This window comes from Chryseobacterium sp. AC405b (genome assembly GCF_979258685.1).
This window is the reverse complement of record NZ_OZ409877.1, coordinates 1,967,185-1,992,116: the sequence shown is the minus strand read 5'-3', so window position 1 is coordinate 1,992,116 and position 24,932 is coordinate 1,967,185. Positions and strand designations below refer to the sequence as shown.

Annotated in this window: 20 protein-coding genes; 15 read left to right on the top strand and 5 right to left on the bottom strand. The window is 34.6% G+C overall.

Annotated elements, in window-relative coordinates; all coding sequences use genetic code 11:
- The first annotated feature begins 1 nt into the window (after position 1).
- A complete protein-coding gene (locus ACZZZA_RS09625) occupies positions 2-1,048 on the top strand; it encodes an anhydro-N-acetylmuramic acid kinase (protein WP_463431325.1) in 1,047 nt (348 codons plus the stop codon).
- Positions 1,049-1,174: 126 nt separating this feature from the next.
- Here ACZZZA_RS09625 and ACZZZA_RS09620 read toward each other — a convergent pair whose 3' ends face one another.
- A complete protein-coding gene (locus ACZZZA_RS09620; protein ID WP_463431323.1) occupies positions 1,175-1,564 on the bottom strand; it encodes an SRPBCC family protein in 390 nt (129 codons plus the stop codon).
- Between the two features lie 30 nt (positions 1,565-1,594).
- Between ACZZZA_RS09620 and ACZZZA_RS09615 the strand changes: the two genes are divergently transcribed.
- Complete coding sequence (locus tag ACZZZA_RS09615; protein ID WP_463431321.1) at positions 1,595-2,206, top strand: NUDIX hydrolase; 612 nt, start codon at positions 1,595-1,597, stop codon at positions 2,204-2,206.
- Here ACZZZA_RS09615 and ACZZZA_RS09610 read toward each other — a convergent pair.
- A complete protein-coding gene (locus ACZZZA_RS09610) occupies positions 2,199-3,470 on the bottom strand; it encodes a UDP-N-acetylmuramoyl-tripeptide--D-alanyl-D-alanine ligase (RefSeq protein WP_463431319.1) in 1,272 nt (423 codons plus the stop codon). The genes ACZZZA_RS09615 and ACZZZA_RS09610 overlap by 8 nt on opposite strands.
- 140 nt (positions 3,471-3,610) lie before the next feature.
- Positions 3,611-5,212 carry a gliding motility lipoprotein GldJ gene (gene gldJ, locus ACZZZA_RS09605; protein WP_463431317.1) on the bottom strand — a complete coding sequence of 534 codons (1,602 nt, stop codon included), beginning with the start codon at positions 5,210-5,212 and terminating at the stop codon, positions 3,611-3,613.
- A gap of 165 nt (positions 5,213-5,377) precedes the next feature.
- Here gldJ and porU point away from each other — a divergent pair, with 165 nt between their 5' ends.
- From porU to ACZZZA_RS09590, 3 genes are all read left to right on the top strand, one after another.
- The gene (porU, locus tag ACZZZA_RS09600) at positions 5,378-9,262 is read left to right on the top strand and encodes a type IX secretion system sortase PorU (protein ID WP_463431315.1); all 3,885 of its coding nucleotides are present in this window, start codon (positions 5,378-5,380) and stop codon (positions 9,260-9,262) included.
- Positions 9,263-9,318: 56 nt separating this feature from the next.
- Positions 9,319-10,482 carry a type IX secretion system outer membrane channel protein PorV gene (porV, locus tag ACZZZA_RS09595; RefSeq protein WP_463431313.1) on the top strand — a complete coding sequence of 388 codons (1,164 nt, stop codon included), beginning with the start codon at positions 9,319-9,321 and terminating at the stop codon, positions 10,480-10,482.
- Positions 10,483-10,700: 218 nt separating this feature from the next.
- Positions 10,701-12,962, top strand: a complete 2,262-nt coding sequence (locus tag ACZZZA_RS09590; RefSeq protein WP_463431311.1) for an FUSC family protein — start codon at positions 10,701-10,703, stop codon at positions 12,960-12,962.
- Here ACZZZA_RS09590 and ACZZZA_RS09585 read toward each other — a convergent pair.
- Positions 12,943-13,560, bottom strand: a complete 618-nt coding sequence (locus ACZZZA_RS09585; RefSeq protein WP_463431309.1) for a 4'-phosphopantetheinyl transferase family protein — start codon at positions 13,558-13,560, stop codon at positions 12,943-12,945. The two genes, ACZZZA_RS09590 and ACZZZA_RS09585, sit on opposite strands and share 20 nt — an antisense overlap.
- Positions 13,561-13,608: 48 nt before the next feature.
- Here ACZZZA_RS09585 and ACZZZA_RS09580 point away from each other — a divergent pair, with 48 nt between their 5' ends.
- The 6 genes from ACZZZA_RS09580 (at position 13,609) to ACZZZA_RS09555 (ending at position 19,482) form a co-directional block, all read left to right on the top strand.
- Entirely contained in the window at positions 13,609-13,833 is a 225-nt protein-coding gene (locus tag ACZZZA_RS09580; RefSeq protein ID WP_463431307.1) for a DUF2683 family protein, read from the top strand.
- The gene (locus ACZZZA_RS09575; protein WP_463431305.1) at positions 13,824-14,087 is read left to right on the top strand and encodes a Txe/YoeB family addiction module toxin; all 264 of its coding nucleotides are present in this window, start codon (positions 13,824-13,826) and stop codon (positions 14,085-14,087) included. Before ACZZZA_RS09580 ends, ACZZZA_RS09575 begins: the two co-directional genes overlap by 10 nt.
- A 30-nt stretch (positions 14,088-14,117) precedes the next feature.
- Positions 14,118-15,434 carry an adenosylhomocysteinase gene (gene ahcY / locus ACZZZA_RS09570; protein WP_463431303.1) on the top strand — a complete coding sequence of 439 codons (1,317 nt, stop codon included), beginning with the start codon at positions 14,118-14,120 and terminating at the stop codon, positions 15,432-15,434.
- A gap of 309 nt (positions 15,435-15,743) precedes the next feature.
- Positions 15,744-16,136, top strand: a complete 393-nt coding sequence (yiaA, locus tag ACZZZA_RS09565; protein WP_463431301.1) for an inner membrane protein YiaA — start codon at positions 15,744-15,746, stop codon at positions 16,134-16,136.
- 247 nt (positions 16,137-16,383) lie between these two features.
- On the top strand, positions 16,384-18,120 hold the full coding sequence (locus tag ACZZZA_RS09560) for a BspA family leucine-rich repeat surface protein (RefSeq protein ID WP_463431299.1): 1,737 nt from the start codon (positions 16,384-16,386) through the stop codon (positions 18,118-18,120).
- Positions 18,121-18,156: 36 nt separating this feature from the next.
- On the top strand, positions 18,157-19,482 hold the full coding sequence (locus tag ACZZZA_RS09555; RefSeq protein ID WP_463431297.1) for a BspA family leucine-rich repeat surface protein: 1,326 nt from the start codon (positions 18,157-18,159) through the stop codon (positions 19,480-19,482).
- Between the two features lie 54 nt (positions 19,483-19,536).
- Here the strand turns inward: ACZZZA_RS09555 and purE are convergent, their stop codons facing one another.
- Positions 19,537-20,040, bottom strand: a complete 504-nt coding sequence (gene purE, locus ACZZZA_RS09550) for a 5-(carboxyamino)imidazole ribonucleotide mutase (RefSeq protein WP_463431295.1) — start codon at positions 20,038-20,040, stop codon at positions 19,537-19,539.
- A 211-nt stretch (positions 20,041-20,251) separates the two neighbouring features.
- Here purE and ACZZZA_RS09545 point away from each other — a divergent pair, with 211 nt between their 5' ends.
- From ACZZZA_RS09545 to ACZZZA_RS09530, 4 genes are all read left to right on the top strand, one after another.
- Positions 20,252-21,160: a DMT family transporter gene (locus tag ACZZZA_RS09545; protein WP_463431293.1), complete on the top strand. Its 909-nt coding sequence runs from the start codon at positions 20,252-20,254 to the stop codon at positions 21,158-21,160.
- Between the two features lie 108 nt (positions 21,161-21,268).
- A complete protein-coding gene (locus tag ACZZZA_RS09540) occupies positions 21,269-21,838 on the top strand; it encodes a hypothetical protein (protein ID WP_463431291.1) in 570 nt (189 codons plus the stop codon).
- Between the two features lie 6 nt (positions 21,839-21,844).
- Positions 21,845-23,965 carry a cation:proton antiporter gene (locus ACZZZA_RS09535; RefSeq protein WP_463431289.1) on the top strand — a complete coding sequence of 707 codons (2,121 nt, stop codon included), beginning with the start codon at positions 21,845-21,847 and terminating at the stop codon, positions 23,963-23,965.
- A gap of 73 nt (positions 23,966-24,038) precedes the next feature.
- Entirely contained in the window at positions 24,039-24,866 is an 828-nt protein-coding gene (locus ACZZZA_RS09530; RefSeq protein ID WP_463431287.1) for a hypothetical protein, read from the top strand.
- The last annotated feature ends 66 nt before the right edge of the window (positions 24,867-24,932 follow it).

The window sequence follows — 24,932 nt, the reverse complement described above, 5'->3', positions numbered from 1 at the left end:
CATGGTTTTTCAAGCGATTGGTTTGATGTCGGGAACAAGCTTAGACGGTTTGGATATCTGTCTGGCAAAGTTTGAAAAACAAAACTCGGTCTGGAAATTTCAAATTTTAAAGGCTGAAACTCTACCCTATTCTGAAATATGGGAAACCCGACTTAGAAATTCCCTGCATTTATCAGCAGAAAAACTTCTCGAACTTCATTCTGAGTACGGATTTTATTTAGGAATCGCAGTTAAAGATTTTATTCAAAAGTATAATCTGAAAAACATCGATATCATCGCATCGCATGGCCACACCGTTTTTCATCAGCCTCAAAAAAAATTCACTTTACAGATTGGTGACGGACGAGCCATTAAAATAGAAACCGGGTTACCTGTCGTTTACGATTTTCGTTCACAAGATGTCTTGATGGGAGGAAATGGGGCTCCCCTGGTTCCGATTGGTGATGAACTTCTGTTTTCAGAATACAATGCGTGTCTGAACCTTGGAGGATTTTCTAATATTTCATTAAAGCATAACGGAAAAAGAATCGCTTTTGATATCGCTCCGGTGAATATTGTTTTAAATAAATTAGCCCAAAACTTCAATCAGAATTTTGATAGAAACGGAGATTTAGCCAAACAGGGGAAAATTCATTCTGAGTTACTCAGCAAGCTAAATTCTTTGGAGTTTTATCATCAATCTCATCCGAAATCATTGGGAATTGAATGGTGTTATGAAAATATATTTCCTTTGTTCACAGACGCAGATCCAAAAGATATATTAGCGACTTTTACAGAACATTGTGCAGAACAAATCTCAAAGGTTTTCAATCAATATCAACTAAAAAAAGTTCTCTTTACCGGTGGTGGAACTTTCAATTCGTATTTAATTGAAAAAATTAAAGAAAAAACAAAGTCAGTAATCATTATTCCTGAAAAAGAAATGATCAATTTTAAAGAAGCTTTAATCTTTGCTTTGATGGGAGTTTTGAGAATGAATGGTGAGATCAATGTTCTTTCTTCAGCCACTGGTAGCACAAAAGACCACAGTTCGGGTATTATTGCATAAAAATATTATATCACATTATGTTTGTCATTCCGCAGGAATTTCAACACAATAAAAATATATAGATTTTCTCCAGAATAATAACATCGTTTAAAATTGAAAAAACCTTCATTTCTGAAGGTTTTAACCTTATTTATACGCTTCAATCTTATCCGTCAAAGTATTAATGAAATTCTGAAGTGGTTTCTCTACCATCATTTTGATGAAAGGATTAAACTTACCTTCAAAAAGCATCTGTACTTCTGTCTGATTTTCATTAAGAGGTTTCAACGTTGCCAGAAGAGTAAAGTCTAAACTAGAACTTGCAGATTTTAAAACTGCTTTTTCTTCGGTTACTTCGTCTATTTTTAAAGCAATCTCGGGCATCCCCTGAAGTCCGAATTTGAACCCATCTTCTCTGCTTTCAAACTTCTGAAGACCGTCTGGCATAAAATCTTTGTAATTTTCCGGTGTTTTTAGCAACTCAGATAACTCTTTAGATGATTTATTGACAATAATTTTTCGTCCTTCTAAATTCATTTCTTTATTTTTGTATTTAAATTCTTACAAATGTATAAAGTTTTTGTGAACGAAAAAAAATTATTACTGTCTAAACAGTCTGAAGACTTAGAAAAAGCTCTGAAATATGACAGTTTCACAACTTTAGAAATTGCGCTCGATCTCCTGCAAAATACATCTGTAAAAGAACTGAATGTATACGGAGAACAGATTGAGGAAATCTGGGAAGAATTTAAAAAGCTTTTCAGAATCATTGAGGCTGCAGGAGGTATTGTCAACAGATCCAATGGCGATATTCTTTTCATTAAAAGACTGGGAAAATGGGATCTGCCAAAAGGTAAAATGGAAAAAGGAGAATCCCGTGAAGAATCTGCAGTGCGGGAAATTGAAGAAGAAACCAATTTACAAAATGTGGAGCTTTTAAATTTTATTAATACCACCTACCATATCTATGTTGAAAGAAACGGTGACAGAGTTTTAAAATACACCCATTGGTTTGAAATGAATTTTGAGGGTGAAGACACTTCAAAACCACAGCTTGAGGAAGGGATTACAGAAGTTGCATGGAAAAACACATCACAGATTGAAAGTGAAGTTTTTGCAAGTACTTTTAAAAATATCCAGTTGATTATTAAAGAATTTTGGGAGACTAAAGTTAAATAAAATCAATTGCTTTTTCTAAAGAAATTCCTCGCGACGCCTTCAATAAAACATTCTCTGACTGAATTTTGTTTAAATCAAGGTATTTAATTAAATCTGAAGTATTTTCGAACGATTTTGAAGAATCATTGATTGCTTTAAAATGTTTCCCAACAGTGATAATTTCGTTAAACCCTAAATCGTGGGCAGTTTTCAGAATGTTTATATGTTCCAGTGTACTTTCTTCACCCAATTCGAGCATATCGCCAATAATGATCGTTTTAGTTCCTTCAAAATTGATAAAGTTTTGTAAAGAAGCCATCATCGAGCTCGGATTGGCATTGTAGGTATCTAAAACAAAAGTTTTATTCTCTTTTTTAACGATTTGAGAACGCATATTTGTAGGTACATAATTCTGAATTGCTTCTTTTATTTGATCAATTGAAACTCCGAAATGAAGTCCGAAACTTGCTGCTGCACAGAGATTGGTGAAATTATAATCTCCCGTAAGCTGTGATAAGGCTTTTGTATCCTGATAATCTAATCCTACAAAGTGATCATCAGAAAAGATTTCGAAAAAATAATCTGAATTTCGTTTTCCGAAAGTTATTTTTGAAAGATAATCAATAGTTTTCTCTACCTGAATCTGATCATTTTTGTTGACTAAAATAGTTTGCTGGCTATTTTTAAGGTAATCATACAATTCAGATTTACCTTTTATAACTCCTTCAAAGCCTCCGAAACCTTCTAAATGAGCTTTTCCGAAATTGGTAATGTATCCGAAATTAGGTTTTGATAAAGTACACAGAAGTTCAATTTCTTTCTGATGATTGGCTCCCATCTCTATAACCGCCATCTCATGTTCTGGCTTTATCGATAAAATAGTAAGTGGAACACCGATGTGATTATTTAAATTCCCATGAGTATACTGAACATTATATTTTTGGGAAAGCACTGCATGAATCAATTCTTTTGTTGTTGTTTTGCCATTGCTTCCCGTAAGCCCGATGATCGGAATCTGCAATTGGTTTCTATGATGAACAGCCAGATCCTGAAGAAACTTTAAAGTGGATGGTACATAAAATATATTCTCTTCTGCATTTTCAAAATTTTGATCTTCAACAATCACTGCCGAAGCGCCGTCTTTAATTGCCTTTTCTGCTAAAGTTGCAGCATTGAAATTATCTCCTGAAAAAGCAAAGAAAATATCATTTGTATTGATCTTTCTGCTGTCAATTGTTATTTTTTCTGCATTTAAAAATAATGGATAAAACTGTTCTATATTCATGTAGATAATTTCTAATAATTTTTTGTAAAATAACCTAAACTTATATCTTTTCTTTCGTTCTTAACTACGGCAATTTCACACTTCAAAAATAAAAAAACCTCCCGAAAATTCGAGAGGTTTTTTGTAAGTATTTTGAAATATTATCTTCTTGTTCTAGCTTTATCGTTTACTCTAGCATCTTGTGCTACACGGAAACCGATCCAACCGTAACCAGAATTCTCAGTTTTGTATCTTCTTTGTCCCGGATCTAGCCAATACGCTGAATCTTGCCAAGAACCACCTTTCACAACTCTGATGTCATTGGTGATAGCAGATGTTCTGTCTCTTGTATCTTTCTGCATAATAACCTTACCATTACCGTCAACTACAAATCTTGTTGTAGGAGCGTTGTACATATTGTAAGAAGCAGAAGAGTCGCTTGCATTTCTATAATCTAATGAAGACATTCTGTCGCCATCTCTATAGTTTCTGTAATCGGCAATAGTTTCTCTTTCAAACTGACCAGGAAGGTTTTTGTAAACCAATCTTCCGTCAGCTAAAGTATCGTATTTTATAGTACCCTCGTCTACCATTTTATAAGAACCGTCTCCGTTTCTTACGATAGCTTGAGGCATATTTCCTCTGTAATAATTAAAGTCGCTTGCGTCTTCATCAATGATAGGTCTGTAAACATCTGCAGTCCACTCAGAAACGTTTCCGAACATACCATATACACCGATATCATTTGAAGGAAACTGTCTAACATCTGAAGTTTGTGCAGCCCCATCGTTTTTCCAACCTGGCAAACCTGAATAATCACCTCTACCTTGTTTGAAGTTAGCCAAGATCATCCCTCTGTCTTTACCCTTAGTACCTCTAAGCATATCGATTTGAGGTTTCTTCTCTGTATAGCTGTTGTATTCTCTGTTTTTTTCCATTCCAAGAGCAGCATATTCCCATTCTACTTCTGTAGGAAGTCTGAATTTCGTAACCATTGCTGAACTAGGAGATCTGTTAGCAGCAAGCAATCTTTGGTTGGTCGTTTTCATACCAGATTTCTGTGCCATTCTTTGCTCATTGATGTAACCTTGCATTTCAGGATCATTCGATTTGAATTTATCCATATTGAATGCTGTTCCACCTTGGTTATTAGATTCATTGATATACAAATCTTTTGCAATAATACCTGCCTGCATCAAAGCCTTTTCATTTGCTCTGTCTGTCAACCATTCGCAGTATCTGTTTGCCTGTGTCCAAGAAACACCTACTACCGGATAATAATCATAGTTCTGATCTCTGAAATAAGTTTCATTAAGATCATTTCTAGATAATTTGTTATCCCATAATAAAGTATCGGGTAACGCACCATTATAGATTTCCTTGAAACTAGGGTCACTAGGTGGGAAAACATACTTCAACCATGTAAGGTATTCACGGTATTCGTAGTTAGTAATTTCTGTTTCACCGATAAAGAATGAGCTAACCTGCATTCTGCGAGGCGAGTTATTCCAATCATGCATTACATCATCTTTCACTAATCCCATGGTAAAAGTTCCACCTTCTACATAAACCATACCTGGCCATCCCTTCTGCTTTTGTTGCTTTCCTGCAAAAAACCAACCTTGTTTCTCGTTTGGTTTCCAACCTGTCTTGCTGACAAATTTTTTAGTACCCCCTCCTTTGCTGGTACCGGACCCTCCACAGCTGGTTAATGCAAGTGTAGAACTTAATGCTATTAATGAAAACAACTTTAGTTTTTTCATAGTCGATATAAATATTATTCAAAGTACAAAGAAAAAATAAATTATTCAATAAATCAAGTAAAGATTTGATTTTTTTTGAAAACGTTAACAAATTAATTTTATTGTATCACTGTTTAATTCTAAAATTTTCATTTATTTTGTAATTTAGAAATTTCAAAAACAAACATGAGACTAAAAACGACTCTATTCTTTATATTCGCTTTCATATCAACGACTTGGACTCAAAAAATCTCAATCGAATGGGATGGAGCAAAAATCGAAGATTTCGGCGATGTAAAGAAGACTCTTCCAAAATTTAAAAATGAAGGTTTTTCTTTCAGCCAAAATAATATATTTATCCTGAACAGACAAAAAATTGGCGAAAATGAACTGAAAGTTTCTAATCTTGTATGGGAAAATATTTCAAATAAAGATCTGTTCGATGTCAATAAAAATCTTTTGCCCGGTTATGATATTGCAGATATTACTTACTACTATTCAGAAGGTGAAAGATTTGCCAATGTGAATGTTGCTTTATTTAAGAATGTAAAAGGCAGAATTTTGAGACTGGCTTCCTTTGAAATATCGCCAGCTAATCTCCGTGCTAATTTCAGTGCAAAAAAAGTAGGAACTACAGCAAACCCTTTAGCGACCGGAGCATTTTATAAAATAAAAGTTGACAAATCCGGAATTTTTAAAATTACTGCACAGTTCCTAAGAGATAACGGAATTAATCCTTCCAACATAAACCCGAAGAATTTCAGAATTTATGGAAATGGCGGGATCATGCTTCCAGAATATAATCAGGATGTAAGATACAGTGCTCTCCAAGAAAACTCCATTCAAGTGGTGGGTGAAGATGACAATGTTTGGAATGATGCCGATTACGCCTTGTTTTATGCTCAGGGACCCAATGGATACAATTTGTACAATACCTCTAACGGAAACGGATTTAAGAGAACTGATACACGATTTGACCAAAGCGATAACTTAAAAAACATTTACGAAGATTTCTCTTACTATTACATCAATTTTGACAAAGGTGCAGGGAAAAGAGTTCAAAACATTGACCTTAATTTGCCTACTACTCCGCTTATTACAAGGTATGATGATTATCAGGTAATCAATACGGATCAGAAAAATGTGATGAAAGTAGGACGAATCTGGGTTGAAGATCAGCCTTTTGCCACAGAAAAAACAGTAACTTTTAATTTAAAATCTCCTATTCAGGGTTCTGATGTTATACGTTACAAAACTCAGGTTATAGGATACAGAGCCCAAGGAAACAGCATTGCATTCAATATCAATAATCAAAATCCCTTTGTTGATATTTCTACGTCTTCGGATCTGGATTTCAGACCTTTTAGATATTTCGGAACAATCAGCAATTTAAGTGGTAATCAAATTAGTATTAAATACAACCCGAATATTTCGATTAATCCTAATGGTGCCTTTCATCTTGACTACGTTGAAGTTCAATACAAAGAAGATTTAAAATTCAATGGAACACAAATGAATTTCCGTGATTTTTCTCTTCAAAGTGGCACAAACACCAATTATGGTTTCAGCATTACTACTGCAGCAAATATGGAACAGGTTTGGGATGTTACCGATATTACAAATGCCAACAGAAGAGTAAATAAAGCTGCCGGAACTGGTAATTTTAATTTTGCTTACACAACATCTAATCCTGATTTTAACAATGAATTTGTCGCTTTCCGCGCAGATGCAGCTTTTACACCACTATATGTAGAAAGAATAAATAACCAAAATCTTTCTGCATTACAAAATGTGGACTATCTGATAATTGCGACTCCTGAAATGACATCTCAGGCTCAAAGACTGGCCAATTATCATCAGACAAAAAATAATTACAACGTTCAGATTGTTGATCCTGCTAAAATATATAATGAATTTGGAAGCGGAAGCAGAGATCTTACTGCTATCAGAGATTTTGTCACCAAACTCAACACACCCTCTGGAGCTTTAAAGTATGTTTTCATTTTAGGAGATGCTTCTTATGATTATAAAAACAGAATTTCAAATAATTCAAATATCGTTTCCAGCTACGAAAGTGAAGAGTCTGCTGATTTTATCAGTTCTTTTGTGACAGACGATTATATTGTAATGACGAAACCTCAAACCAATTCTTTTATTTCAAACAATCTTCCTGATCTTCCGGTAGGCAGAATTCCTGCTGCAAATCCTAGTGAGGCAGCCAATATGATGGATAAAACGTTAGCCTATTACAATTCGCTGTCTGGTCAGTCAACTCCTTTTGGAGAATGGAGAATGAAACTTGATTTTGTGGTAGATGATGATAATGATGGCGGAATCCCTTTCCATACTATTATGAATAATACACTGGAAAGCACATTTGAGATTCCGGCAAGCACAATTCTTAAAGAATACAATGTAAGGAAGCTATATCTAGATGCTTTTCAGGCGCAGAGTACTGCAGGAGGAAGAAGATATCCACAAGTAAATCAGGCAATATTCAATGATTTAGGTAACAGTTTATATCTTTTCTATTTCGGTCATGGTGGGATCAACGGATGGGCACAGGAAAGAGTTTTTACATTAGATGAGATTCAGAATGCCAATAATTTTTCTAATGTATACAGTAGATTTCCATTTGTCTCAACGATAACCTGTGAATTTACACTTTGGGATGAACCTGCAACAGCTTCTGCTGGTGAACAATTAATGAAACTGAAGCAAGGAGGTCCGTCTTCAATGATTACTTCCAGCCGTGCAGTGGGTGTAGGATATGGGATAGATTTCACCAATCTTTACACTAAAGATATCTTTAAATTAGTAAATGACAATTTTATATCAATAGGTGATGCACATTTAAATGCAAAAAAACTCCGTGGTGCAGATCCGAATCATTTAAAAGTAAATCTTCTTGGTGATCCCGCAATGAAACTGAGCAGACCGCAGAGATTATTAGTGATAGATAATATTGAAACTCCTGTTCCTGGTCTTATCAGAGGATTAGATTTTGTAAAAATAACAGGTCATATTAATAATTCTAATGGATCTACAAACACAACCTTTAACGGAAGAGTTGTCATTAATATTTTTGATAAAAGACTCAATAAATCAACTTTAAATAACAATGGAGCTTTAACACCGGTTTTAAACTACACCGAAGAAGGAAGTGCCATTGTAAAAGCATCCGGAACCGCTGTAAATGGTGTTTTTACAGTTGAATTTTATGTACCGAAAGACATCAATTACGCTGTAGGTGAAGGAAGGTTGCTTGCGTACGCAGATAACAAATCTTTTGATGTATTTAACAATCAGGCAGTGCAGGTTGGTGATCTTAATCCTAACGGAATCAACGATAATGAGCCGCCAAAAGTAAAACTTTACATGAACAATACGAATTTTGCAAACGGCGGAATTACCAATCAAAGCCCCATGCTTCTTGCGTGTGTGACTGATGATACAGGAATAAATTCTACCGGTTCTGGTATTGGTCACGATATTACTGTATATTTGGACGGACAAATTATTAACACCGTCGTTTTAAATGATTTCTATGCTTCGGGTGAAGGAAATGGATGTCTCAATCCCGGCTTGGCAGACTATCAGAAAGGGAATGTAACCTATCCTTTCAGGAACCTGGCAATAGGACAACATCAGTTGACATTTAAAGTATGGGACATAAACAATAATTCGACGACTGAAACGTTAAACTTTGAAGTTAAGGATGAAACAGATCAGCATTTAGTGATCAACCGCCCGCTGAACTGGCCAAACCCTTTTACAAACAAAACGTACATTCATTTTGAGCATAATTGTGATGATATTTTGGATGTAAACGTTCAAATTTATACGATTACAGGAAAATTAGTAAGAACTTTAAGTCAGCCAGTTGTTGCAGAACCCTTCCTACAGGGCTTTAGAACGCCACGTCAGGCAATTGAATGGGACGGAAAAGACGATTTTGGTGATACAGTAGCAAAAGGTACATATATTTTTAAGATATTTGCAAAAAGCCAAAATCAAGAAAAATGCAAAGGAAGTGCTACAGCTGTAGAAAAAATGGTACTTTTGAAGTAAAATAATAAACAATTAAGAATATCAATAGAAAACTGATAATATATAAAAGACAACATATGAATTTAACTACTAAACTGCTTGTGGGGATTGGTTTGAGTGCTGGGTTTTTAGGCTATGCACAAGATTTGAGTCAGGTAAGACCTGTTTTAACCGGAGCTCCATTCTTGAGAATTGCACCAGATGCAAAGTCCGGAGGTATGGGAGATCAGGGGGTCGTTACTTCCCCGGATGCTTTCTCTCAATTTTGGAATGCAGCCAAATATCCTTTTAGCAGAAGAAGTTCTTCTGTGGGTATTAACTACACACCATATATGGGAAAACTTACTAATGATGTATTTTTACTATACGGAGCTTTCCATAAATTTTTAGGTCAGGAAGAGAGATCTACGATTTCTGCAAGTATCTATTATTTTAACATGGGTGAAGTTGATCTTACTACCTTGGTAGGAAATGACGTAACATCTTTGGGTACTTCAAAACCAAACGAATTCTCAATTGACGTAGCATACGGTCTTAAACTTTCCGATTCTTATTCAATGGCAGTTACAGGTAGGTTTATTCGTTCAGATTTGGCCGGAGGATTCAACACTGATACTACTCTTAAACCGGCAAATAGTTTTGCTGTAGACGTTTCAGGATATTATACATCTCCGAAATTCTCTAGCTTTGGAGGATATGACGGAAAATTGAATGCAGGTTTTGCAATTACAAACTTAGGTCCAAAATTAGACTATACAGGTAATGAAGAATCAAGATCTTATCTTCCTACAATGGCTAGATTAGGGGTTGGCTATGATATGTACCTGGATGATGTAAACAGAATCGGACTGAGCGTAGAAGGTTCTAAAATTTTGGTACCGGGATCTGAATTTGTAGGGAATGACCCTAATACAAGACAGCCTATCTATGCAGTTCCGAATGTAGGTGTAATGGAAGGAATTTCAAAGTCATTCAAAAATCCTGAATCGATAATGTACAGTGGTGCTTTAGAATATTCTTATGACAATGCATTTGCAGTAAGAGGTGGTTACTTCCACGAAAGTGAAGTACAGGGTGCAAGACAATTTGCAACTGCAGGTATTGGTTTAAAATACCGTTCTTTCGGATTGGATATTTCTTATCTTATCAATATGTCTAAAATTAATACTGCTTTGGATAACACTCTTCGTTTCGGTCTTACCTGGAACATTGGTGAAGAAACTTCTAACGTAGATTATTAAAATATAAAGTCAATAGTGAATATTAATCGAATTAAATTCACTTAAATTATGACTTGCTATCAATAAAAGTCCCATATTTTATGGGGCTTTTGTTATGTATGAAAGATTAGTTAAAATTATTTACTCTTTTTTTCCAACTTTGATATTTATTAAATAAAATTCACAATTCAATTACGAAGTAAAACCGACAATTCAGTTTTAACTCTTATTTTTGTAAAATGAATTATTCTTCGGAGCTAAAAAAAATCGTTACCAGCCAATATGTATATTCTTCCATAAGAATTACGTTGGCAACGGTTATCCCGTGTCTGATTCTCTCCTATTTCGGTTTGCTCAAAGAATACTTCCTTTTTCCCTTGGGAACCAGCTTTGTAGCACTAACAGATCAGCCGGGACCATTTATCAGAAGAAGAAATTCATTAACGTTTGCAATTTTCTGTTTTGTTATTGTTGCTTCAATAGCAAGTCTGGTGAAAGGGATAATTCCATTGGTTATCTTAGAAATTATCGCTTTCGGAATGTTTTTTTCGTTGATTGGCGTGTACGGACAAAGACTTGCCGCCGTCGGATCATTGGCATTAGTTGTATTAGCAATCTTTATTGACGGACATTTAACGGGAGTCAACATTCTCAAAAGCCTGATTATTTTTACCGCAGGCTGTATTTGGTTTTTATTAATTTTCTTAGTCGTAACAACCATTCAGCCTTATAAACTCGCCAGTCAGATGATTGGTGAAAATTATTTGCAACTGGCAGAATTCCTAAAGATTAAAGCTAATTTTTATCAGAAAAATCCTGATTTTGACCGTTTAAACACACAAATCATCGCCAAACAGATTGAGATCAAAAATTTGCAGGAAGAAACCCGGGAAACGGTTTTCAAAACAAGAACAATCGTCAACGAATCCACCACAATAAGCAGACTGCTGATGCTGATGTTTTTAAATTCGCTGGATTTGCACGAAAAACTCATGACCTCAGAAAGTGATTATAAAAAATTGCAGCAGAGTTTTGAAGATTCCACAATTCTTGTTCAGATTCATGATTATTTAAATATACTTTCAGAAGAAATTTCCAACATCGGAATTTCTTTGCAAAGCAGTACCCGTGCAAAACCTATTTTTAATCTCGAAGCTCGTTCGCAAGATCTCAACATTCATTATTTTGAACTTAGAAATAAAGCGATGAATCCTGATACGCTGGAAAACTTTATGATTTTGAGACAAATCATGATGCGCATCAACGAAATCACAAAAGAAATCAGCGATATTTATAAGGTTTTTGCCCAAAATGTAAAATTGGCAAAAAGTCTTTCCACAGGTTTAGATTTAAAAAAGTTTTTGCCTAATGAAGAGAAAATAAATTTTAAAGTTTTAAAAAGCAATATATCGCTCACCTCATCACATTTCCGTCATGCGATCAGGATTACGACGGCTTTGCTCTTAGGATATTTGGTTTCCCAGCTCCCATTTCTGGTCATTGGTCATACCTACTGGATTTTAATTACCATTGTCGCCATTTTAAAACCCGCCTACTCCATTACCAAACAAAGGAATCTTCTTCGTTTCTATGGAACCGTAGTAGGAGCCGTGATAGCTTATGCCATCCTATACTACGTTCATATTAATGCAATACTGTTTTCAATTCTGTTACTCAGCATGATTTTATGTTTCAGTTTGCTGAAAGGCAGATATTTTTGGGCAGTTCTTTTTATGACGATGTATATTTTTATGAGCTTTAATTTCCTAAATCCCGGTAATATCAACGTTATTTTTAAAGACAGAATTGTAGATACCGTCATTGCAGGAATCATTGCATTTTTGGTTTCTTATATGGTGCTTCCGGTTTGGGAACATACACAAAATTTAGATTTAATGAAAAAATCTGCAGAATCTAATCTTACGTATTTTCACAGTGTAATGTCCAAATTTCTTAATGAAGATTTTGATCTACAAGATTATAAAGTAAAACGAAAAAATGCCATCATTTCATTAGCCAACCTTTCGGATAATTTTCAGAGAATGATTTCTGATCCAAAAAATCAGCAGAAAAAACTGGAAGTGGTACATCAGTTTGTAACAACTTCCCATCTGATTACAGCTTACACCGCATCACTTTCACAATATTCAAAAAATAATAAAACGTATCCTGAAATAGATTCTGAAAGCTGGACAAAAAAAATAGAAGCCGAAATGAATCAGGTTTCTGTATTGCTTAATGATCAAAAAATTCCCGAAACTTTAAGAATGGACAGTCGTTTAGAGCCTGAAGATTCTTCGATAGAAAATTTATTGATTCAAAGAAAATCTGAATTGCTGGAAAATGAAATATTCGATCGCAGAGATCCTAATAAAATTTCGCATTTAACCGAGCTTAAAAACATCCACGATGTTCTGGAACTGATTTATGATGTTGCTAAAGAACAAAGAAAAGTGATTGAAACATACAGAGCAGAAACTACTACTCTTCCACAATCGTAAAGCAGTAATCATCAAAGAATTTCACTCTGGCTTTAAATTCATCTGAAATATTTTCATCATGCACTCTGCAGCTGATATCGAAAAGATGCTTTAATTCAAATGGTTTTACCTCATAATGTTTCTTCAGAGACCAATGTTTGGAATGGTGAATTTTGTACATACTTTCTTTCACGCTCCAGATAATCGTGTAAAAAGTCACTTCATTGTCAAAAGGAATAAATCCTCTTTCATTTTCGTAGGTAAATTTGTCGATAACCCTTAAAATTTTAGGATTGAATTTCTCAATATCAATTCCTATTTTATTTTTTGATATGGCAATCGCTGCAAACGGAAAAGAATGCGTAATTGATATTTCTGCATCTTTCGGTGAAAGAAAAGGTTCTCTTTCTTTGTATAAAATTTTAGAATCTGGTTTTAAACTTTTCAAAAGTTTGCGCACCATCAAAACTTCCAGTAGCTTTTTCGGATGATAATCTTTTACTTTTTCAGCATTTTCAGGTTCCAAAAGCTCATCAATAGGCAGATTGTCTTCCTCCTCGTCGTACTTCCATACAAGAATTGTAGCATTGTGGTCAGAAAAATCGCGGTAAAGAGGCATATTTGGTCAGCAGAAGATTAGTTTGTAAATTTGCAAAAAATATTTCGAATGGAAGCGATAACAATTATACCAAAAGATAAGGAAGAGGAATCTTTCTTAAAGAATCTTTTCGAAAAAATGCACATTAATTTTTTTTTAAGTGGTGAGAAAGATGTTGTTTCAGAATCACAAAGTTCTTACAATCAAACATTTGTTGAGAAAATAAAAAAAGGAGAAGAAGATATTGAAAACGGAAAAACAAGAAAACTGGATTTAGATAATCTATGGAAATAATTCTTGTTGATTCTGCGGAAAAAGATTTAGTTTATTGGAAAAATTCTGGTAATACGAAAATTCAAAATAAAATTAAAGAATTATTGAGAAACATTTGCCAAACACCGTTTGAAGTAATTGGTAAGCCTGAAGCACTAAAACACAATCTTTCAGGATATTGGTCAAGAAGAATAAATAGAGAACACAGAATTGTTTATCAGGTAGACAATGAAAAGGAAATAATTTATGTACATTCTCTAAAAGGGCATTATTAAATTAAAAATATTACAAATAAATTCAGATTAATGGAAACCACAACACAATACGTTCCTTATAAAGTTAAGGATATTTCTCTGGCAGAATGGGGAAGAAAAGAAATTACGCTTGCTGAGGCAGAAATGCCCGGTTTGATGTCTATCCGTGAAGAATACGGACCTTCTCAACCTTTGAAAGGTGCAAGAATCGCAGGATGTCTTCACATGACCATTCAAACTGCCGTTTTGATCGAAACTTTAGTAGCTCTTGGAGCTGAAGTTACCTGGTCTTCTTGTAACATTTTCTCTACGCAGGATCATGCTGCTGCTGCTATTGCTGCTGCAGGAATCCAGGTTTATGCTTGGAAAGGTCTTGATGAAGAATCTTTTGACTGGTGTATTGAGCAAACATTGTTCTTTGGAGAAGACAGAAAACCATTGAACATGATTTTGGATGATGGCGGAGATTTAACAAACATGGTTTTTGATAAATATCCTGAATTTACAGCAGGAATTAAAGGCCTTTCTGAAGAAACTACAACTGGAGTTCACAGATTGTACGAAAGAATGAAAAACGGAACTTTGGTGATGCCTGCAATCAATGTAAATGATTCGGTTACTAAATCTAAGTTTGACAACAAATACGGATGTAAAGAATCTGCAGTAGATGCGGTAAGAAGAGCAACTGATATTATGTTGGCTGGTAAAAGAGTGGTAGTTTGCGGTTACGGAGACGTTGGTAAAGGTACTGCTGCTTCTTTCAGAGGAGCCGGTTCTATCGTTACGGTAACTGAAATCGATCCTATCTGTGCTTTACAGGCTGCAATGGACGGTTTTGAAGTAAAAAGATTAGATACTGTAGTAGATAATGCAGATATCGTAATTACGACCACTGGTAACTTTAATATCGTAAGAAAAGAACATTTCTTAAAATTAAAGGATAAAGCAATCGTTTGTAACATCGGTCACTTTGATAATGAAATCGATATGGCATGGTTAAACGAAAACTACGGTCACACAAAATCTGAAGTGAAACCTCAGGTTGACATTTATACTTTGGAAGAAGGTAAAGAAGTGATCATCCTTGCAGAAGGGAGATTGGTAAACCTTGGTTGTGCAACAGGTCACCCAAGTTTTGTAATGTCTAACTCTTTCTCTAACCAGACTTTGGCTCAGATCGAACTTTGGACAAACTCTGAAGCTTACGGAAATGAAGTGTATATGTTACCAAAACATTTAGATGAAAAAGTAGCTGCTTTACACCTTAAAAAATTAAGCGTAGAGCTTGAAACCCTTACCACTGAACAAGCTGATTATATCGGTGTAGATGTGAAAGGACCTTATAAGCCAGAATATTACAGATACTAATTAGCAATTAGCAATTAGCAATTAGCAATTAGCAAAAATAGAACGCTTCAGAATTTTTCTGGAGCGTTTTTTTATTATCTATTTTATCGGGAGCTTAATCACGCTATCCGCTATATCTTTTTTACGGTTTCCTCCGCTTCGCTCCGGAAACCGCAAAAAAGGATGTCGCTTTTATCGTGGCTATAAGGAAACACATTAATTGAAATTTCGTCAAATTTTAAAAGGACAGAAACAAAAAAACGTGATCAGGTAAAAGTTTTGGTTAAAAAATAATATATTTGAACAATTATACATATTAAAAACATAATTATGAAAAAACAAGGAGTGTCGAATGCGTTTGTAGCAGCATCATGGGTTGCTTTAGGAGCAGGAATGATCGGTTACATCGTAGGTTTGGTAAGAGCAGAAATGCAATTAAACGAGAAAGGATATTATTTTACCATTCTGCTTTACGGATTATTTGCTGTGGTATCTTTACAGAAAGCAGTACGAGACAGAATGGAAAACATCAAAGTCACCGATATTTATTATGGTATTTGTTGGTTTGCAACGCTATCATCCATCATTTTGTTAACCATCGGACTTTGGAATGCCACTATACTTCCAAGTGAGAAAGGTTTTTATGCTTTTGCATTTTTGCTGGCTCTGTTTGGTGCAATTGCCGTCCAGAAAAATACCCGTGATAATATGATGGAAGATTAAATCATAAAAAATAAATCGTTCAATACTCACTAATATTGGTGAGTATTTTTTTGTTTGTTAAATCTCTATTTCACAAAATATTGACATGTCTAAAAATTTACTATATTTGCTGTTTAACAGATTATTAAAAACACAAAAATAATTTGTTATTATTAAGGATATCTGTAAATATCGATTTTAAGAAATAAAAATTGATAAAAATAAACGATCATTTTATTTGTATCTTCTCATACCAAATTTCATTACTATGAAAAAATTATTACTGATTACTATTTGTATTCTTTTCTTCCAGATTATAAAAGCACAGAATGAGTTTATTACGGTTTGGAAACCTGGCAATGTTTCTACACAGAATATAGCAGGCGGAATTGCTTCTACCTCTACACAGATTTGGTTTCCGGGAAGAGGTGATAATTTTAGTGTTTATTGGGAAGAAATAGGATATCCTTCTCATAATGGCAGTTTATCAAATGTCACTTCTACTCTGAATTTTCTAATTGATTTTGGTACTCCACAAAATCCCGTGGCTGCAAATGCGACGTACCGGGTTAAGGTAAGCAACGGAAATGGTACTTTTCAACGAGTGAAATATTATGACCCTGTCATTCCTATTTTTTTTGGAGATGCAAGTAAAATCTTAAAAATTGAAAATTGGGGAAATATTATCTGGGCCAATATGGATTTTGCTTACGCATCCTGCCCAAATTTGGATATGACTGCAACAGATATACCCAATTTAACCAATGTTACAAGTTTCGAAAGCATATTTTTTTCTTGTGCTTCTCTTGTCGGTAATAGCAGTTTTAACAATTGGGATACCTCAAACGTCACAGACTTACAGGCTGCATTTTCAAACTCCCCGTTATTCAACCAGCCTCTTGGCAATTGGGATACTTCTAATGTGACAAGAATGATCTTGACATTTGCACTCTCTACATCATTTAACCAAAATATTAATAATTGGGATACTGGAAATGTCCAAGCTTTTAATGCAATGTTTTTAAGTGCAAGCGCGTTTAACCAACCTTTAGAAAATTGGGATACGTCTAGTGCAATTGAGATCGAACTAATGTTTTCGGGGGCTATTTCATTTAATAAGCCTATAGGAAATTGGAATACTGCAAATGTCACAGATTTTCAAAGAACTTTCTTAAATGCAACCAGCTTTAACCAGCCTATAGGAAATTGGGACACTTCGAGCGGAATTTATATGAATGGAATGTTTCAAAATGCAACGGCGTTTAACCAAGATATTAAAGATTGGAATACCGCAAATGTTATCCATTTCAACACTATGTTTCAGAATGCAATATCCTTTAATCAGGATATTAAGGATTGGAATACCGGAAATGCTACCCACTTAAACAGTATGTTTCAAAACGCAACGTTATTTAACCAATCTATCAAGAATTGGAATACAGGCCAGGTAATGAATATGAGTAATATGTTCAATGGAGCAACAAACTTTAATCAAAATCTAGATAGCTGGAATCTTTCTTCTCTTACATCTGCCAGTAATCTGTTTCTAAATTCCGGAGTCAATTGTCAAAATTATGACAGCACACTTTTAGGATGGTCAAATAATCCTTTAACTCCACAAAACATAAGCATTTCCAGTGCCTCACCTCTTAAATATTCTCATCCGGCAGCAGTGACTGCGAGAAATTTTTTAATAACATCCAAAGGCTGGACAATAACGGGCGATACCTATGACGGAGAATGCCAATCTGTACTTTCTACTTCAGAAAACACAATCAAAAACGAAATTTCTATCTATCCAAATCCTGCAACAGATTTTATTTACGTTAAAAATCTTCCGAAAGAAGCAAAAGAATACCAGATTATAGATTTTAGCGGAAGAATCATCAGTAAAAATAAACTGGATCAAGAAATGATTAATGTTCAGCAATTAGTTCCCGGTAGTTATATTTTAAAAATTATAATGAAAGACAAGGCTGAGAATTTTAAGTTTATTAAAAAATAATCATTTAATTATATTTTCTTTTTAAAGAATCCTGACATGAAAAAGATCATTATACTATTTATATTTGCTGCATTTTTCCAAATAACGAAAGCTCAGGATGAATTTATTACCATCTGGAAACCGGGCATCTCTCAGGTGATCCATTTTCCAGGGAGAGGAACCAACTTTAGTGTGACCTGGGAAGAAATAGGATATCCGCAACATAATGGAAATATAAGCGACATCAGCTCCACCGTAGATTTTACCATTAATTTTGGAACGCCACTCAATCCTTCAGCTGCAAATGCTACATACAGGGTAAAAATCAGTGATGGAAATGGAAATTTTAATCAGGTAAAATTCTTCGACAACACAATAACTCCGATTTATCTCGGACCAGACAGGGAAAAATTACTCGATGTATCACAATGGGGAAATATACATTGGCAGACTTTTGATAACGCTTTTGTATTTTGTACCAATCTTGATATTACTGCAACGGATGCTCCGGATCTCAGTTTGGTTACCAGCACCAGAGAAATGTTTTATCTATGCTCCTCACTGGTAGGAAATGCAAGTTTTAATAATTGGAACACTTCAAATCTTACAACGATCAACTCTATGTTCTCCGCAGCTGATTTATTTAATGCTCCAATTGAAAACTGGGATGTTTCTAACGTGACTGATTTTTATGCGGTATTTGATATGGCAGGAGACTTTAATCAGCCCTTGAGAGACTGGGATACCTCCAGTGCTACAACGATGGAGCATATGTTTCACGGTGCAACTTCGTTTAATCAAAATATAGAAAAATGGAACACTTCGGGTGTTGAGAATATGGATATGATGTTTGCCGTAACGACCAATTTTAATCAGAATATAGGATCATGGAATCTTAGCTCACTAGAATCTGCAGTCGATATGCTTATTTCTTCCGGCTTAAACTGTCAGAACTACGATAACGCTTTGTTTGGCTGGAATAACAATCCTCAAACTCCCAACGGTATCAATCTCGGAATTGCATCACCTCTATTTTACGCTCATCCCGCAGCGGTAGCATCACGAAACAATCTAATAAACAATAAAAATTGGCAGGTATCAGGAGACAACCACAACGCATCCTGCAATTCAGTCTTACAAGTTTCTGAGCCTGAGAAAAAAACGGGGCTCATTATTTATCCAAATCCTGCAGATGATGTCATCTTTTTAAAAAATAATAAGGACACTAAAAGCTTTATCATCACTGATGTAACAGGCAGAATCGTTATGAAAGACACCTTGAATAAAGATTATATCAATATACAAAACCTTGCGCAGGGAAATTATATTTTACAGATCATCACGAATAAGGGTACAGAAAACTTTAAGTTCATCAAAAAATAAACAAAAATGCTTTGCAAAATCGCAAGGCATTTATTTTATCTTCAATCTGAATTACTACAAATCATACAAATTAGGATGCTTCGCTTTGATATCATCTACCGTTCCCAGCACTTTATCTTTCAAAGTATCCTGATAAATCTGAAGTTTTTCTGCTGTATTTTCATCTCCGGTTCCTAATATTTTCGCAGCTAAAATTCCGGCATTCAAAGCTCCGTTTAATGCAACAGTTGCCACAGGAATTCCACCGGGCATTTGAAGTATGGATAGAACAGAATCCCAACCGTCAATAGAATTACTCGATAAAATAGGAACTCCGATTACTGGTAAAGTTGTACAGCTTGCCACCATTCCTGGAAGATGGGCTGCTCCGCCCGCTCCTGCAATAATAACTTTCAAACCTCTTTTTTTGGCATGTTTGGCATAATCAAACATTCTTTCCGGAGTTCTGTGTGCAGAAACCACGGTCAATTCGTAAGGAATGTCTAAGCTTTTTAAAAAATCTGCTGCCAGTTCCATGATTGGTAAGTCGCTCTGACTTCCCATGATAATTCCTACCATATCTTCAATTTTATTAGATTTTTCAAAGATAAGAATTTTAACAGAGCTGAATGGTTAAAGGTAATGTTGCTTCGTATGTCAATTGTCAATTTCGAATTTTCACAATTGCTGAAATAAAAGTTACAGACCATTGCTCATCGACTTATTTCAAAATTGACTCCTTTTTTCGGTCTAAAATAAATACCTTTGCAGCTCGATTTCAGTTATTACTTTGAAAAATTACAAGCTTACTTTCGCTATTCTTACTGTTGCTATTGTCTGGGGAACTACTTTTTTATCAATTCGTGTAGCCGTAGAAACTATTCCGGCTTGGTTTGTGGCAGGAATCCGTCAACTTTTAGCAGCCATTATCATGTTCATCATCCTCATTTTTAGAAATGAACTCAAATGGATTGGCTGGAAAGATTTGGGCTATCAACTGATATTTTCAACACTTATGCTGATCATCGCCAATGGGATGACGACGGTTGCAGAAGAATCTGTTACAAGCAGTTTGGCTTCACTGATGAGTGCCTGTTCGCCCATCGTAGTATTTTTAGGAAGTGTAGCGATTGGTTTACAGAAGTTTAGCTTTCGGGCACTCATCGGAATTATCTTATGTTTCAGCGGTATCCTATTTATATTTTGGGATGGTCTTAATGATTTGGGAAATCCTGATTATCTTATGGGAGTCATCTATCTTTTTCTGGCAATTTTGGGGTGGGCTTCAGGAACAATTTTCACTAAAAAACTCAACCTTCAGAGTAAAAATATTACTTTAAATCTCTTTTACCAGTTTGCTTTTGCCGGAATTGTTCAAATTTGTTTTGCATTTCTTTTCTCAGAAAACTATAATTTTGAAAACTGGAGTTTAGTAAGTATTGCTGCAACCCTATATTTGGCAGTATTCGGTTCTGTAGCTGCTTTTTTTGCTTTTCATTATGCTTTAACCAGGGTTTCACCTGTGCAGGTTTCTATTTTAGCGTACATCAACACCATTATTTCAATCTTCTTAAGCTGGCTGATTTTAGATGAGAAAATTTCATTTAAATTTATAATGGCAGCAATTTTAATTATTTTCGGCGTTTTCATCATCAATTACAATCCTGAACTCTTTAAAAGAAAGAGAGTTAAAAAGTAATTTTACCTGATAGACCCCTTCTTAATCATTAAGATTTTCTTCTTAAAATGTCTTAGCCATTTTACTTTGTCATAATTTTTGCCTATATTTTATCATAATTCGTGCATTATGACAAAAAAATACTCCTTATTGCTCCTGCTCCTGTTTATCATTTTTCAAAGCTGCAACAACAAAGAAAAAAATCAGGAACTCACCGAGCGTGAAAACAGTCTACTAGAAAAAGAAAAACTCTTCGCCACAAAAGAATCAGAATACCAGTCTCTTATCAAAATGAGAGACAGTATTTTCAATAAAAAAGATACAACTGAAATTATTAAAAAGTGGCCTGCAGAAGTTTTTGGCAATTGGACGGGTAAAGTAATCTGTACAGAATCATCCTGCAACGATTATGTCATTGGCGACCAAAGAATTGATACCTGGGAATTTGACAGTGATTCTATTCAAATGGTTGCTAAGATTGTGAATAACAATAAACTGGTACGATTATATTCCGGTTCTTACGAAAATAACGAAGTAAGACTGCATTATAAAACTGATTCTACAGCAAGTAAAAATGTAGAAATGAGCGTTATCCTTAACGAAATTTCACCAAATATAATGAAAGGAACCAGAAGCATCACGGTAGATAACAAATGTACCGCCAAATTTTCTGTAGAATTGACACGACCTTCAAAATAAATACTTATGATGTTAAGCATTCACAGCCTCACTCTTCCCTTTGAAGATCCTGTACTGAAATTTTTGTTGGTTCTGATTATTATTCTTGCAGCACCTCTTTTATTAAACAAAATTAAAGTTCCACATCTTCTCGGGCTCATCATTGCAGGAGCTATTATAGGTCCGAACGGGTTTAATGTGTTGGCAAGAGACAGCAGCATTGTGGTTACAGGTACAACCGGACTGCTCTATATCATGTTTCTTGCAGGTCTGGAAATTGACATGGGAGATTTTAAAAAAAATAAGTGGAAAAGCTTAGGATATGGAGGTTACGCTTTTATTTTTCCTTTTATTTTAGGATATATCGGCTCTTACTATTTGTTGGATTTTTCAGTAATGACATCTGTACTTTTTGCCAGTTTATTTTCATCCCAGACACTCATCACTTACCCGCTTATCAGCAAACTCGGAATTGCAAAAAACCGCGCCGTCAATATAACCGTTGGCGGAACAATGATTACTGACGTTGCTACACTATTGGTTTTGGCAGTAGTTGTAGGTATGGTACAAGGCGATGTTGGTACAGCATTTTGGTTAAAACTTACCGGCTCATTTTTGATTTTCGGATTAATTGTACTGATGGTTTTCCCTTTGATCGGAAGATGGTTTTTCAAGAAAGTAGATGATAAAATTTCGCAGTATATTTTTGTACTGGTAATGATTTATCTTGCAGCACTTTTAGCTGAATTGGCAGGTGTAGAAGCCATTATCGGAGCTTTCTTTGCGGGTTTAGCTTTAAACAGACTGATTCCTCACACCTCATCGTTAATGAATCGTGTAGAATTTGTTGGAAACGCAATTTTCATCCCGTTTTTCCTGATCAGCGTAGGAATGTTGATTGATTTTAAAGTTTTTTTCAACAGCTTCGAAACCTTGAAAGTTGCAGGTATCATGCTTATAGCATCTATTGGCGGTAAATACATTTCTGCCATAATCAGTCAAAAAACCTTTCGTTTTACAAAAGACGAAGGTATTCTGGTATTCGGATTAAGTTCTGCATCAGCTGCAGCAACTTTAGCAACCGTAATGGTGGGTTACAACATTATCATCTCTGAAAGCGAAACCGGGGAACCCATCAGATTACTCAACGAGCATGTTCTGAACGGAAGTATTTTGCTGATTTTAATCTCATGTACGATTTCATCATTTATTTCCATGGCGAGTGGTCAGAAAATTGCTGCACGTGAAAATGAAGATACCGTAACCGGTAATAATCATGATGAAGAAAATATTCTTTTGGCTTTAAATTATGAAAAGACAGTTGAACGAATGGTCAATCTTGGAATTTTAATTAAAGCGCATTCCAACACTGAAGATTTTTTTGCGTTAAATGTTATTAATGAAGACAAAAATGAATCCTCTGTAAAAAATGCTGAAAAACTCCTTCATCAGGCAACTGATATTGCAGCTTCGGCAGATGTAAAATTGCAGGCACTCAAAAGATACGACAACGATGTTATCAACGGAGTCAACAACGTTATTAAAGAACAGAATATCACAGATTTGATCATCGGTTTGGAAGATCAGAAAGGTTTTTCAGCCTCATTTGCACATAATCTGTACAACGGATATTTGCAGAATGATGATGTGAATATTTTTGTTTATCATGCTGCACAGCCACTTTCTACGATTAAGAAATATGCTGTAATGATTCCTGAAAATGCTCATAAGGAAGCCGGATTTTTTCACGCTTTGGTTAGAGTCTGGAACGTAGCCAGAAATTCCGGTGCCACGATTATTTTTTACGCTCCCGAAAACATTGTCAACATTTTACAGAAAATCATCAAAAAAGCCAACATTGAAGCTGAGTTTATCATCATGAGCACTTGGAAAGATGCCGAAGAAACTGCTGCAAAAATAAAAGAAGATGAAGGTTTGATTATTTTTATGGCAAAAAGAGGAATGCAGTCTTATATTCCGAGGATGCGAATGATTCCTGAACTTTTAAACAGCAGACTTCATGACAATAATTATCTTCTCATTTTTCCTTATTCAGAATACAAACACGATCATACTGAAAAGCGTTCTGTAGGAAACCATGATGATTTTGTGGAGATTGGAAATGTGATTAAAAGGATTTTTAAATAAAATTTATTGATGAAAAGCTGAAAATTTAAATAAATATTCAGATTTTAGCGGTCAGTAATCAATCAAATAAAAAATGAATAAACTATTAACAATCTTAATCTTGCTACTTTCAATTGATATATTTTGTCAAACTGATAAAAATGGAAATCCGGTTTTTAATTCAATTACAGTTTCGGAAGAAAAAACAAAAGACTATCAGTTAAATACAAATTATTATACGATAGCTAACAACATTAACAATAAAAACTCTTCAGTATTTGTCAATGAAAATGCAACTTTAGATGAAATTGAAACTTTTGCCACAAAACTTCCTTCAGATTTCTTTTTAGTAATAAAAGATAATTCTCCGATCAATATGATTATGATTGTTGACAAACCTGAAAAAGTATTTTTTGTAATAAATCCTTCAACCGGATCAAGTGAAACATTTCCTTGCGATCTTAAAGGTGATATTACAGAAAACCGTGCAAAAGAAATCATTAAAGAGAACTATGATAAAAACGCAAAATTGGATGGTAATTTTTTATTTTTCAACAATAAAAAATTCAAGGTAATAAGCAATGGCGAAATTGCAACAACTATTAAAAACTTTATAACCGAAAAAAAACTTTATGCCGGAAATCCAAGTACACTAAAAATAGTTGATAAAGGTCTTTTGAAAAAATTGATTATTGAAGAAAGTAGAGAGGGTGGAAAATTAGATTTTTTCAGTTCAATAAAAGGTCATGAAATGGACGGAATACAAATAAAGCCAGGTGTTTTCAGTACAAATAGTGGTATTGCATTATATAAATGGGGACGGGAAAATTATGAATTGGGTGTAAATACATCAGAAGATGCAATAAATATCTGGGGTGAGCTAAAAAAAGGAAGCCTAATCAAAGAGAAATTGAATACATAAAAATGGGATTTAATAAAGAACTAGAAAAATAAATTATAAAAAAAGACTGCTTTTCAGCAGTCTTTA